Here is a 14,374-nt window from a genome sequence, read left to right on the forward strand (position 1 = left end):
GCCCTCGTTCGATTGCGAAAAATCGTCGTGTGGATTCACTCGATTGGGAAACAGGGAAAACATCGAGGAACACGGGAAACGCAGCGTTCGCCGAGAGTATAGCGGTCCGCCGGAAGCTGTCGGGTGGCTCCATCGGGGAGAGTGGAAAGGCAGGAATCTTGGAGACGTGGCTGGTATGCTTGGGTGGAACAGTGGTCCGGTAGCGTTCGTTTGTGGCCGCGTGCTTGTCTTTGTGTGTCGCAAATCATTTCCAGGGCGTCGCATTGGCCTGTCGAGTTTTGAGGTGGTTGGATCATGGTGTTTGCTCGGCGGAATCCTTTCTCATTGAAAATCATGATGCAATCTTCTCGGTCGCGAATCTCTCGGGCAGCTTTTGGGCTGTCGCGAACGTTTCTCACGTTGACGTTGCTGTCATTGGGAATGCAGTCGGCAAACGCACTCGATGTGTATGTCGACTTGCAAGGTGACGATGCCAACGATGGCTCTCAGTCGGCGCCGGTCGCTTCGGTCGAGCGTGCTCGCGAGATCGCCCGGCCTTCGGTGGGGAAAGAAAACGTGACCGTTTGGATCGGCGATGGTGTGCACCATCTGCCACAAACGTTGGTGTTTGAATCGGGCGATTCGGGATCGGCGGAACATCCGGTGGTTTACCGCGCCGTGAACGAAGGTCAGGCAATCTTGAGTGGCGGCTCACGGCTTGAGTTGAACTGGCAACCGTTTCGTGATGGCATTGTGCAAGCCAACACGACACCCGGGCTGGTGATTGACCAACTGTTCGTGGGCGGCCAACTGCAACGCATGGCCCGCTATCCCAACTACGATCCATCCAAGACGACGCAAGCGTATCAAGGCCACGTTGCGGACGCGTTTTCAAAGGAGCGTGCGGCACGGTGGAGTGACCCAAGTGGTGGTTTCATTCACGCCATGCATCGGGCTCGTTGGGGCGGGTATCACTACCGGATCACTGGCAAAGATTCGGATGGCAACGTGACCTTCGAAGGCGGTTGGCAAAACAACCGGCCATCTGGCATGCACGCGGACCAACGGATGGTTGAGAACATCTTCGAAGAACTGGATGCACCCGGCGAGTGGTACCACAACGCGAAAACGAACACGTTGTATTTTTACCCTGGCCCAGCGGTGGACTTGAAGGCGGCCAAGATTGAAGTCGTTCGGTTGCGACACTTGATCGAGTTCCAAGGCACCGAGCAACTTCCCGTTCGACACATCACGCTGAACGGTTTTGTCTTTCGCCATTCCGCTCGAACGTTCATGGATACCAAGGAACCGATGCTGCGTTCGGACTGGACGATCTATCGCGGCGGTGCCGTGGTGCTGACCGGAACCGAGGATGTCGCGATTGCCAATTCGGAGTTCGATCAGGTCGGCGGCAACGCGATCTTTGTGAACCACTACAACCGCCGGGCGCGGATCTCCGGTTGTCACATTCACGATGCAGGTGCCAGCGGGGTTTGCTTGGTGGGAGATCCCGACGCGGTGCGAGATCCTTTGTTCCAGTACGGTCACAAAAATGATTTGACGAAGGTGGACCGAACGCCAGGTCCAAAGACCAACAACTACCCGGCGGATTGTGTGGTCGAAGATTGCTTGATTCATGGAATCGGCCGAGTCGAACGGCAGCCCGCTGGCGTGCAGATTGAAATGGCACAGCACATCACCGTCCGTGACTGCTCGATCTACGATTGTGCTCGAGCAGGAATCAACATCGGCGATGGGGCTTGGGGTGGCCACTTGATCGAAGGCTGTGATGTCTTTGACACGGTCCAGGAAACGCATGACCACGGGTCCTTCAACTCCTGGGGACGCGATCGCTACTGGAGCAGTGATCGTGGTGCCAGCCAAAAGGTCATCGACGCCGAACCGAGCTTTCCGTTTCTGGATGCGGTCGAAACCACCGTGATTCGAAACAGTCGCTGGCGATGCGATCATGGCTGGGACATCGACCTGGACGATGGCTCATCGAACTACGACATCACCAACAATTTGATGTTGGCCGGTGGTCTGAAGTTGCGAGAAGGGTTCCGGCGCCGGGCGTGGAACAACATCACGCTCAACAATGGATTGCACCCGCACGTTTGGTACAACGACAGCGGCGACGAAGTCTTCGGCAACATCTTCATGGCGGCACCGCAAGGAGCACGGATGCCAACCAAAACGGCCAAGGGAAAACGAGTCGACGGCAACCTGTACTTTGCCAACGCTCCTGAGATAAAAAATCGCTATGCGAGTTTCGGTTGGGATGTGAATTCGATCGTGGCGGATCCAAAATTCATCGATCCGGCAAAGGGCGATTTTCGCGTCGAGGACGATTCCCCCGCTTTGAAAATTGGGTTCAAGAACTTTCCGATGGACCAGTTTGGTGTGAAGAAGCCTTCGCTGAAAAAGATCGCGAAGACGCCTGTGATTCCGGCATTGGACGTCAAAAACTCGCTCAACAAACCTCGTTCGGACAGCGGGCGTGTGACGCGCCCACAATCGATCTACTGGCTGGGGGCGAAGCTGGATGACTTGAAGGGGGAAGAGTTCTCGGCGTACGGCGTTGCCAAAGAAGAGGGCGGCGTTGCGTTGTCGGCGGTTGCTCCCTCAAGCTTGGCGGCGAAGGCCGGTTTGCAAGAGGGGGACGTGATCCAAGGACTCAATGGCAAACGAGTTGGCAAGGGCTCGGATTTGTTGGCGGAATTTCAAGGTGCGAGCGGTTCGACCTTGCGACTGAAGGTCGTCCGCGAACAGCGAGTGATCGACGTGGTGACCGATTCGGCTCCCTCTGTCGTTCTTGAAAGCTTTGAATCACCTGCCGCAATCGAACAAGCCCACCAGGAGGCGCCCGCGGATGCGAAGGTGAATGCCAATCATCCTGTTCGTGATGCACCGCTTCCGTCGCTCACGGATGGCAAATTGGAAGAAGGCTATGGCCCGGTGTTTGCAAACGGAGTCGACTCCGGTGCGTATCGATTGGATCTGGGAACCGTTCAAAGTGTGGTGTCGATTGTGAGTTGGTCCACGGATCGAAACGGTGTCAGGGGAGCACAGAAACTCACTTTGTATGCGAGCGATTCGGCATCGGATCCCGGATGGAACGTTGAGGATCGGTCCCGATTCACCCCGCTCGTGTCGGTCGACACAACGAGCCGGAAACACGGCAGGTTCAACTCGGTTGGGTTGCGATCCAAGGACGGTCACACGCTCGGCCGCTTTCGCTGGATCGTTTGGAAGGTCCAACCCGTCACCCAACGCGGTGAAAATACCGCCTTCCAAGAATTGCAGGTTCAAACGCGGTGAGCTCAGGGCGTTCGTCGTCTGCAACCGTTGAGATCCGACAAGGTATCCCCTCCATCTCCCTCCCCATCTGCGGTGAACCCTCATGTCTCGCTTCCTGACATTTCAGGCATTGGCCACGTGCACCTTCTTCTATGCGGTGGGCTGGGCTGCTTCAGCTGTCTCGCAAGAGCGTCCCGAGAAGCCGAACGTTGTGTTGCTGCTGGCCGATGATTTGGGATGGCAGGACGTCGGTTGTTACGACATCGACGAACCGTGTCCCTATGAGACACCCAACATCGATCGGCTGAGTCAGCAGGGCGTCTTGTTCCGGCAAGCGTACTCGCCGGCACCGACATGCGCACCCTCGCGAGCGGCCATTTTGTCGGGCAAGCACCCGGCAAAGACACAGAAGACGCACGTCGTCGGAGGTGCCCCCCCGTCGCCGCACACCAAGAACTCGACCCTGATTTCGCCCTGGTACAGCGGTCGAATGAAGCTGAGCGAAGTCACGATCGCCGAAGCGCTGCAAGGAAATGGGTATCGGACGGGACACGCGGGCAAGTGGCATGTCGCGATCAATCACTTCGCGTTTCCGCAACCCGAGGATCAAGGGTTCGATTTCACTCGGTCCGAACGTGGGGTGACTCGGTCCATGCGACCAAACCGATTGACTGGATTTGCGACCGCAGCGGACGACGACCCCTATCAATTGGATGAGGACGGATTTCCGTTCCATCAAAATGTGACGGACGCGATGTCGTTCATGGACGAAGCCAAAGCGGAACCGTTCTTTCTGTATCACGCGACGTACTTGGTGCACGCACCGATTCACACACGATCGGAAAGGTTGTTGCGGAAGTATTGCGAGAAGATGAAGGTTCCGTTTCCGACGGATCCAGAGAAATGGGAACTCGAAGGACAACGCAATCCGTTCTACGGCGCGATGGTCGAAATGCTGGACCACTACGTGGGCAAGGTGTTGCGTTACCTCGAGACAACGGAAGACCCGCGTTGGCCAGGGCACAAACTGATCGAAAACACGTATGTGATCTTCACATCGGACAATGGCGGGATGGAGCGGCATCCGGGCGAGGTCATCACTGACAACTACCCGCTGGACAAAGGCAAGATCAACGCCAAGGAAGGCGGCGTCCGTGTGCCGTTGATCATTCGCGGGCCTGGGATCGCAGCGGGAACGGAATCGGATGCGATGGTCAACGGTTTGGATTTCTATCCAACGATCCTGGCGTGGACTGGAACATCCCAACCGACACAACAGCGTCTTGATGGAGCGGACCTGTCGTCGTTGCTTGCTTCTGATCCGAAAGACGCGTCTTTGATCGTGGATCGCGACGGCAGTCCTCGCGATTTAATGTTCTGGCATTTCCCGCACTCGTCGATGCAGTCCACCCTTCGCGTGGGCGGCTACAAGCTGATTCGGAACTGGTCCGATGTGTTGCAGGACGGCAGCAATCCGCTGGAGTTGTATCGTCTCTACGACAAGCGGAACCAACGCGTGGACATAGAGGAGTCCAACAATTTGGCGGCTGAAATGCCGGAGAAAGCAGCGGCCATGAACGAAGCGTTGCAACGGCGTCTGGATGAAACGGCCGCGAGCCCACCATTTCTGAACCCGACTTGCTCGCGCCGCTTGCCCCATCAAGACAAAGTCTGTGAGGTGTCGGATCACGGACGGGATGGGAATATCGTGTGGGTGAAGTTTCGAACGCACGGGGCGAAGGTGGTGAAAGCCAATCTGATTTACACGGACAATGGAGGTGAACGATACGAGGAATGGTATCGGTTGCCCGCTGAAATTGCAGGTGATCGTGTGCAGGTTGAGTTGCCCGGAAATGTGACTCACTTCGTTTTCAACCTGATCGACGAGAACCAATATCTGGTCAGTTACCCGACGATGAGATTTGGAAAGGATTCGTCGGAACCGTATTCGAAACGAGCGATTGCGAATTAGCGAGACGATGATGTCTCCCTGTCTGAGTCTCTCCGTTCCCATCCTTCCTGCCCATCAAATAGCAATCCGATGAAGTCCTGTCTTCGTTCTCAATGGGTGTCGATTCGTTGCATGCTGTTGGCTCTGGTGGTTGCTTGCTGCGGCGTTGCGGATTCAGTCTCAGCTCAGTTGGACGAGACGTTGCCTGAGCCACCGCAACTTCGAAACCGGCAATGGACAACGCAAAGCCTCCGATCCGTCGAACCGAAGTTGGATGTGTTTCCAGCCTCCACCGTTGTGACTGAATCGGTCAGCGGCGAGACTCGGTTTGAATCAAAGTATTCCCCCAGTCCCAGTGTGTGGGACGACCGGATCGATGAAGCGGCCGTCTTTCAAGTGGAAATGCAGCACCAGCAAACGCCTTCCGATTCATTTCAGCTGCGGATGGGAAAGGGCGGTCAGATCTATTCGTTGCGAGGACCGTTTGGCGAAAGTGTGCCGCCATCCTGGAGGAGTCCCGGTGGCAAGTTGTCGCCGTGGAACGACGAGGTTTGGCAATTTGTTGCTGTGTGCACTCAGTACAACGGCATCCAGACGCAGGCCAGCAATCGGCGTCAGCCGGAGCAACGATCGACGGAGGTGGAGGCGGTCCAGAACAGGCTGAAAGAATTGGGGTTGAGCGACACGTTCTTTGTTCACAATTCGGGCGCCTACATCCCCGATTCGTCTGAGCTGAAGTCACTGTACTGCCCTCTGCTGGCATACGAGGTCGACGAAGACGCTCGTGCCATTCGAATGTTGAATTGGGGGTTGGTCCCCCAAATCCGAAGTGTGCATCGATCGCCCTTGCTCTACTACACTCAAATTCGTGATGTGGGTGATGGTGTGATCGAGATGACCTGGGTGGTGCACAATTTCAGTCAACGAGAGGACGTTGTTTTTGATCACCTCAATGCACCTTGGGGAGGCACGCGCATCAGCAGTCTACCGCTGCGGTATGTGTCTTCGCCGGAAGGAGCGTTGCTCGAGCGAGAAGGCTTTCTGAGCGAATACGGCACGGTGAATGTCCGCGAGACCGCAGGTTGGAACCTCTCGTGCCAATCCGATGCGGATGACAGTCCGAGTTTGGCGCTGGTGTACGGACGCGACAAGCATCTGGAACGCGAACTGGAACGCAAAGCGAACGGCGAAGCGTACTGCCAGTTCACACACTCGCTGTATCGCGATTGGCGTGCGAACGAACCGCTTTACAAAACCACGTGGAAAGACTGGGCCACTCGACCGGAGAATAGTTTTCGCAACTACGACGTTTGTGAAATCATTCCCAAGCTTCGCATTGCTCCTGGTTCAACCATTTGGTTTCGCAGCTACTTGGTCGTTGGAGAAAAAGCAGCGACCATGAAACGCGCGGAATCGTTGGTGGACCACGTCGACTATGGATTGTTAAACTTCAATGCGTCCGAGTGCCCGATGACGACGGTCACACGAGAGGGAGCGACGTTCCAGTTGTTTGCAAAGCCGGTGTCGGGGGCGTTGCCAGTGTTTGAGATCGAACAGGCGGAAACCGGTCAAAGGATCTTCACCCCCGATCCTTACTACTTTGTTGAAAGCGAGTCGTTGGATTTGAATTTGCCGAGTCGGCATCCCCAGCGAGATTACTTTGCGGACGCACGGGGCTACTTTCTCGATCGAAATCACAGCAAGTGGAAGCGTTTGGTGGGCTACGCCATGGTCAAACGTCCTGCGGCCGACCTATTGATCGCGAAAGGAAATTGGGAGCGGTTGTCGACATTGCTGGATTCGCAACCCACTGCGTCGGACAATGAGTACCATCGAGACGTCTGGGTTCGCACCGAACACACCGAATCAAAAGTTGAAACAGGATCCAAGGAATGAACGGTCAACCAATTTCGGGTTTGTCGATTTCTGCCTCCAGCCTTATTCCGCAAGCCATGTTTGTGAATCGCCCCATGGCTGCATCGCGTTGGTTGGTCCTCTTTGCCGCCCTTTGGGTCTGTGACCACGTCGTCGCTGAAGAGCAAGGTTTGGCAGAGGCGGTTGCTTCATCGGCGAAGGCTCAGGCGAGCGAGCAGTCGCCGGTTGTGCTTGGCCATGGTGTGGGGAACTTTCGCGTCGGAAAGTTGCTGCTGCAGGACAACTTTGAGAACCTCGATGACTGGGTCGTCCAGATCGAAGATCGCGAAGGGTTTCCCGAGGCATCCGTTCGGGCGAACGATGAGACGTTGGATTGTTTGGTTCCGGGGCGAGGCTGCACGGTCTGGTACAAGCACAAATTGTCGACCCGAATCGCGATCACTTACGACGTGGTTTGCCCCACCCATGAGCCCGCGATTCCTGGCGTGGATCCGCGAGATTTGAATCAGTTTTGGATGGCGACGGATCCGGACGATCCCGACCAGGGATTGTTCGATCCCGCCCGTTACTCAGGCAAGTTCACCGACTACGACAAGATGCATGGCTACTATGCCAGCAGCGGAGGCCGCAAAAACACGACGACTCGGATGCGGCGTTACCCGCGAACGCGGAACGGTGATGCCGTTTCTCATGTCGCACTGAATGACCAAGACCATCACCCTGGTTATCTGATTCAGCCCAACCGCAAGATGACCGTTCAATTGGTCGCCTATGACGATGTGGTTCAATACATTTTGGATGGAAAGCTGGTCTATCAATTCCGCCAAGGCGACTTGGTCGAGTTCGAAGACCACGATGAGGATGGGGGAAGTGTCTCGCGGAGCTCAGCTTTTGAATCCGATCGTTTTCCAACTTATCGAGAAGGATTCTTTGGGTTCCGGATGGTCGGAACGCACCATGTTTACTCGGGTTTTCAAGTCCACGAGTTGTTGCCCGTTGGGTCGAAGAGCGAGGAAGCTGCCGGCTCCACCGTTCGTGTGAACTCAATCGACGAACTCCGACGAGTCGCGAAAGGGGATGATCAGCAAATCGTGGTGGCTCCTGGGGAGTACTGGATCACCGACCGTCGCGGATTGGATTTTTCAGGTTCCAACAACACGGTCGAATGGACGGGCGTCAAATTGATTGTCCCCATGGATGTGGTTTCGGGGCGAAACCTGTTTCGACTGACCGGGAATGGAATCACATTGCGTGGCGGAACCATTGAGGACACGTATCCCGACGGTTCGACGGAGGTCACGGACTATGGAAGCTACAACCACGGTCGCAAGTTTGGCGGGATGAATGAAATGGTGATCTCTGGTGACAACAACCGGGTGATCGGGATGAAGATGACCATTCGTGGTTCCTACCCGTATGGGTATGGCAACATGTTCGGCATCGGTAGAGGAGCCGTCCTGCGATTGAAGAAGCATTGCGGTATTCAAATCACCGGTGACAACACCGTGGTCGACGGATGTCAAATCAAGATGGAGGCGTTCGGGCACGCGATCTTTGTTCAAGGTGGCAATCGAACAACGGTCCGGAACACAATCGTCGAAGGCACGGTGCGTCCCAGCAACGAATGCTACACGGAACTTCATCGACGCGACTTGGCGAAGCGATTTGACTATCAGTTGCAGTGGCCGGAAGAAGTCCGTGGTCTGCCGATTCCGAGAGACCACATGCTCAACTGCATGGAAGATGGCATCCGTGCGTACAAGGGTGCCGGCGAGATGATTGTTGACAACTGCGTGGTCAAGAAAGCTCGTGGCGGGATCAAACTCTATATGGCCAAGAAAGCGACCGTGACCAATTGCCAAGTGCTGGATTGTGTCATTCAGGGGTATTCATTGCCCAGTCGCGGGGTGATCGAGAATTGCAGCGGGAATGCGGCCTATGGGCCTCTGCTGTACATCCATTCTGATTCGCATTCCGGGCAGCAGATCGACTTGGAAGTCCTTCCAGCACCCCATTCGCTTGGTGACCATCCATTGGCCGCCATCAAAGGCCGGCGTCACACGATTCGTCTCTGGCAGAAGGCAGCGAAGGCTGAAACGCCACGTCCGATCATCGTTGGCTACGCGTTGCGGTTTGACTTTTTGAGCGTCGACTTTCCGGAGGTCCCGGAAGGTCACGAGACTCATTTTGAAAAACACGCACCTGAAACCTATCGCGCCGCCGACATCACACTCACCAACGAGACAGAGAACCCAGTCGTGTTGGCAAAGCTGTCCAGCGACAACCACATCACCAGTCTCGGTCCGGTGACGGATCTCGGCAGTGACAACGAAGTGAAATCAATCCAACGCACTGCCAATCACTCGAAGGAAACCCGATGAATCCAAGCGGATCGCTGGCCGCTCGGTTGTTCGGACGATCGCGGGCACCTGTCGATTGCGTGTCAACAAGTAGGCCGGATCAAGCCGCTTCGGCAGACACAGGGACATCAAAGGCTCAGGCCTCTTTGTTGGGTTGTCCAGAAAAGCGAACCCGTTTTCGGCCCCTTGGCCGCATGGTGGATTCGAGGTTGAGGCGGCGGGCGAGCGACTCAACCCAGCCCTCGTCACCGAGCGGCTTGCCGCGTTGCGCCGATAGCCGGCACGCGGCCAACTCGTTGTCCGTGAGCGGTTCGCTGCCCCGCTCGACCCAACGCACAAGCCGACCCAACGGCCACGGCGAAAGCAGGCGTGGGTTGGGTTCGAGCTTTTGAAGCCACCTCCAAAGCGATCCCCAACGCCAGTCCTCAGCACGCTTGGCCAGACCCGCTCGCAAGGCATTGCGTTCGACGTACCGGCAGACAACCAAGAAGTGTTCGTCATCCTGGATCGGAAAGCTCTTGTCGCGTTGCTGATGGACATGGCTCATGCCACGGGTGTGGTAGTGAGCAGCGTCCTTGTGAAAGATCTCCGCTCGTAGATGACCGCGATTCAAGACGTGGTGCAGTCCGCCCGCTTCGTCGGCACGAGGTGGCCGTGGCACCATCGATCGTCTTCAAGTGCGAAACGTTACGGCGTATCCGTTCGGGTGAGCTCAACGAAGAGGCCTGCCCCCATTGTTTGCTCTTGTTGCAGGCCCCAAGGCGTGTTCCCCCGTCAGGTAGGCAGTCTTGGCAAGCTCTGTCGATTACGTTGCAAAGTCCGGCTGCACAAGACGTGATTCTTAGTCTTTCGAATCAGTCTGGTTAAGTTGATTTGATGGCGTAGCCGATGCCGGTTGAGTGGGATTATGCCGCGGAGGTTGTCGAGGTTTTTCGGCCTCGGACTGATCCCAAAGTCGCTACCGGCGATTCCCGGTCAGAAACACAACACTCCCCAACATGAATATCAGCATGCCGAAGTTCTCGTCACGTTTGTCTCGTCGTCCGCAACTCGATAGCCCAGGTCTCGCGCCACGGCGTGCTCGGCTGCGTCGTATGCTGGGTGAGACGTGGCAAGGTTCGTGCCGTGGTCTCGCTGCGATGCTAATGGCCGGTGTTGCCATGGTCGGGCCATCGTGGGCTGGGACGATCGATGTGGCGGACGAAGCTGAGTTCAACACCGCGATCACCAACTCAGTCGCGGGTGACACGATTCGTCTGACTGCAGGCATCACGCTGACCGGCAACCTTAACAACCTAGACAAGAACCTGACCATCGACGGCAATGGTCAGACGCTCAGCGGGGCCAGTCAGTACCGTCCGTTCTTTGTCGAAAGTGGCACCGTCGTCATCGAAAACCTGACCGTCGAAAATGGCAAAGGCCAAGGCGGGAATGGCGGCGATGGATACTACGGTGGTGGTGGCGGGCTGGGAGCGGGTGGAGCCGTGTTTGTTGATGAAAATGCAAACGTTACTTTGCGAGACGTGAGCTTCCAGGGTAACAACGCGACCGGTGGAAATGGTGCCGCGTTGATTAGTCATGATGGCGGTGGTGGAGGTGGCGGATACATTGGGAATGGTTCAGCTGCTACGGGCCTCACAGGTGCCCTAGGTGGCAATGGGGGTGGCGGTAATGGGGGTGACCAAGGAAGCAATGGTTCAGCCGGCAGCTTCGGTGGCGGTGGCGGTGGCATTGGCGCAACTAGCGGCGGTGTTGGTGGCGACGGCGGCTTCGGCGGAGGTGGCGGAGGCGGCTACACCGTCAACGGCGGCGGTGGCTTTGGCGGCGGCGATGGATACTACGGTGGTGGTGGAGGAGCGGGCCTTGGCGGTGCCGTGTTCGTTCGCGAGGGTGGAACACTTCAAATTGAGAAGACCAGTGGGACAGGAAACGCCGGATTCTCAGGTGGTAGCGCTCTTGGCGGCGGGGCGGGGCCGTATTCTGCGCAAGCCGGTCAGGGAATCGGTACGGGAATGTTTCTCAACGATGTCCAAGCCACCATCAATGTGGCCAATGGGCAGGCCATGACCATCGCCGACACGATCGGCGGAAATGCCGGCGGAGGCATCGTCAAAAATGGTGACGGGACGTTGACCCTCAGTGGTGCGAACTCCTACACGGGCGGGACGACTGTTTCGGCAGGCGAGTTGATCGGCAATACAACTTCCCTCCAAGGCAACATCGACAACGACGCGGCAGTGCAGTTCAATCAAGCGGCCGACGGCACTTATTCCGGAGTGGTCTCAGGAACCGGCTCACTGACAAAAAGTGGCAGCGAGGCGTTGACGTTCAGCGGAGTCAACACGTACTTGGGAACGACCACGGTTTCCGCCGGACGACTTGCCATCAATGGCTCGACCACCAGCGCGACCACCGTGGCTGCGGGTGCGGAACTAGGCGGTAGCGGAACGATCACCGGAGACGTGATCAACAACGGACGATTGGCAGCCGGCAATTCCATCGGCACACTCAATGTCACGGGGAACTACACGGCCGCAGACAACTCGACGATGGTGGTCGAGATCCAACCGTCGCCGGCTCCCGTCGCGGGCACTGACAATGATTTGGTTGCCGTGACGGGAACGGCCACCATCAGCAATGTCGGCACCACGGTGCAAGTCGATGGGACGGCGGGCACCTACACCCACAACACCCAGTACACGTTCTTGACCACGACCGGTGGGGTAACAGGAACCTTTGGATCGATCACCGACAATCTGGCGTTCTTTGATGCGGCGCTGGGATACACGGCTAACAATGCTTTTTTCATGCTGACTGAAAACAGCAGCGACTACGCCAGTGTCGCCGGCACCGGCAATCAACGATCCGTCGCTGCGGCGATCGACCGCAACAGTGCGGGCGCCACCGGCGACTTCCGTGACTTGCTGGATGAATTTCGTCCGATGACGAACGCGCAAGTGCAAAACGGTTTGTCGCAGTTGGGCGCCTCGGTCAATGGCAGCAGCCAACAGGTCGGTATCCAAGGCACCAGCCAATTGATGGGCGTGCTGAGCAGGCAACTGCGAGGCAGCATGAGCCCAGGGTTCGGAGCGTCCAGTTTCAGTGGCGGCTCCGGCGGATTTGCATCGGCGCAGCGTACTGGCATCTCGGGGCCAAGCAGCAGCCCGGTGGCGGACTCGGCGATCGCATTGGTGAGCTATCAAGAAAGCGGCGGCGGATTGGCGGGCCCGTCCTATGATGGCGCATGTGACAGTCTCGGATGTGGACGTCGCAGCCCGTCTTGGTTGGGATGGACGACGGGTTATGGTCTGGGCGGATCGGCACAAGGCGACGGCAACGCGGACGGGATTCAGTATGGACTGGGCGGGGTCACGTTCGGGATCGAAAAGTTTGTCGATGATTGCACACGAATCGGTTTCTTTGGCGGTTACGTTGGGTCGCAAGTCACGACCGACAACACCAACCAAAGTCGGACGAGCAACGGCGGCAACTTTGGCACGTTGTTGACCCACGCCAGTGGCAACCACTACGGAATCGCAATCGGTGGGTTCCAGTTCGACGGGATCACCAGCGAGCGGAACATGCAAATCGGTGCCCTATCCGCAACCGCTGACGGCGAGACCAAAGGCTGGCAAACGTTCGCGTATGGTGAACGGGGCCTGAACTTGCAGTTGTCCGATGCGGTGTTGCTGCGTCCGTTTGCGGGCCTGCAATACGTCTACGCTCGTCAGAACGGGTTCACCGAAACGGGTGCCGGAGTGATGAACTTGACCGTCGACGGCAACGACACGCATTCACTGCGAAGTCTGTTGGGCGGCGAGTTGGAATTCGCCGCCTGGGCGTCTCGCGGTCTGCGGATCACCCCGCAATTGCGAGCGATTTACATGCACGAGTTTCTGGACAGCAGTACGTTGGTCAATTCGCAATTTGCCGGTGTCGGTGGCAGCGGCTTTTCATCGGAAGGTTTGGATCTCGGACGTGATTGGGGCATCGCCGGTGGCGGGTTGAGCAGCCAACTGACGGACCGCTGGTCCCTCCGTGCCGACTACAACCTCCAGTTCAACGAGCACCAAGTCCACCACGTCGGCTCGGGCACGCTGAGTTACGTTTGGTAGTTATCGCTCGACAGTTGCAGTGCGGTTACCCACGCAGGGACATCAGAGGGGCGGGCCTCTTTGTTGGGTTGTCCAGGAAAGCGAACCCGTTTTCGGCCCCTTGGCCGCATGACCGTCGCATCCACGCGAAGTCAAATCCTTATTGGTTATGTCCCGTACACGGGTTCCATTTGATTGTGGTCTGGCCTGCGAGCAATCGTTCGTTCATTCTTTGAGTCGAACGCGGACGCTTGATTCTATCGTAAAGTCGAGCTTTGACTCTTCAAGTACTTCCTGCCCGATACAGCTGACCCGAAGGGTGTATTCTCCGGCGGGAAAAGGAGCCCCTTTGGGATGGCCATAGTCATCTCCGCCCGACCAATTGCAACCGTCCCATGCAAAGGTGCTCGAATACGAGCCTCTTGTAATTGTGGTTGGCGTCGTAGAGGGGAGGTCTCCAAGACCGAGATTTATTAAACGGTAACTTTGTCCATTGCCAGAGAGTTCCTCGAACGGAATGGGTCCACTGAGCCCGGGTAACATCGCATGTCCCGAATCTAGCGGAAGCGGGATTATGCCTGACACGTCACGATGAACGACAATTTGATATGCAATGGAAATTCCCTTGGTCGCCTCTTCGAGTGTGTAACTGTATTCAGCCTTCGGAAACACAATTTGAATGTCGCGACAAATACTGCGGTCATCATTGGATTCAGCTTCGACAGAACCGGGCGGCGTATCCGTGCAACCTTGGCTAAAAACGACGAGACCGACTACCAGTGCGTAAAACGCAATCAGCTTGGACATTGGAGCAC

7 protein-coding genes are annotated in these 14,374 nt (G+C 56.8%); 5 read left to right on the plus strand and 2 right to left on the minus strand.

Annotated features, from left to right (window positions below; genetic code table 11):
• The first annotated feature begins 333 nt into the window (after positions 1-333).
• The 4 genes from UH5x_RS26445 (at position 334) to UH5x_RS26460 (ending at position 9,486) form a co-directional block, all read left to right on the plus strand.
• On the plus strand, positions 334-3,300 hold the full coding sequence (locus tag UH5x_RS26445) for a PDZ domain-containing protein (RefSeq protein ID WP_482634211.1): 2,967 nt from the start codon (positions 334-336) through the stop codon (positions 3,298-3,300).
• An 82-nt stretch (positions 3,301-3,382) separates the two neighbouring features.
• The gene (locus UH5x_RS26450; RefSeq protein ID WP_482634212.1) at positions 3,383-5,251 is read left to right on the plus strand and encodes a sulfatase; all 1,869 of its coding nucleotides are present in this window, start codon (positions 3,383-3,385) and stop codon (positions 5,249-5,251) included.
• A gap of 111 nt (positions 5,252-5,362) precedes the next feature.
• Positions 5,363-7,126, plus strand: coding sequence for a hypothetical protein (locus UH5x_RS26455; protein ID WP_482634213.1), 1,764 nt, complete (start codon positions 5,363-5,365; stop codon positions 7,124-7,126).
• A gap of 74 nt (positions 7,127-7,200) precedes the next feature.
• A complete protein-coding gene (locus UH5x_RS26460) occupies positions 7,201-9,486 on the plus strand; it encodes a DUF6250 domain-containing protein (RefSeq protein ID WP_482634214.1) in 2,286 nt (761 codons plus the stop codon).
• Between the two features lie 115 nt (positions 9,487-9,601).
• Here UH5x_RS26460 and UH5x_RS26465 read toward each other — a convergent pair whose 3' ends face one another.
• Positions 9,602-10,129: a transposase gene (locus tag UH5x_RS26465; RefSeq protein ID WP_482634215.1), complete on the minus strand. Its 528-nt coding sequence runs from the start codon at positions 10,127-10,129 to the stop codon at positions 9,602-9,604.
• Positions 10,130-10,475: 346 nt separating this feature from the next.
• Here UH5x_RS26465 and UH5x_RS26470 point away from each other — a divergent pair, with 346 nt between their 5' ends.
• Positions 10,476-13,580: an autotransporter family protein gene (locus UH5x_RS26470; RefSeq protein WP_482634216.1), complete on the plus strand. Its 3,105-nt coding sequence runs from the start codon at positions 10,476-10,478 to the stop codon at positions 13,578-13,580.
• Between the two features lie 204 nt (positions 13,581-13,784).
• Here UH5x_RS26470 and UH5x_RS26475 read toward each other — a convergent pair whose 3' ends face one another.
• On the minus strand, positions 13,785-14,366 hold the full coding sequence (locus tag UH5x_RS26475; protein ID WP_482634217.1) for a hypothetical protein: 582 nt from the start codon (positions 14,364-14,366) through the stop codon (positions 13,785-13,787).
• Between the last annotated feature and the right edge of the window lie 8 nt (positions 14,367-14,374).

This window comes from Rhodopirellula sp. UH5 (genome assembly GCF_056839225.1).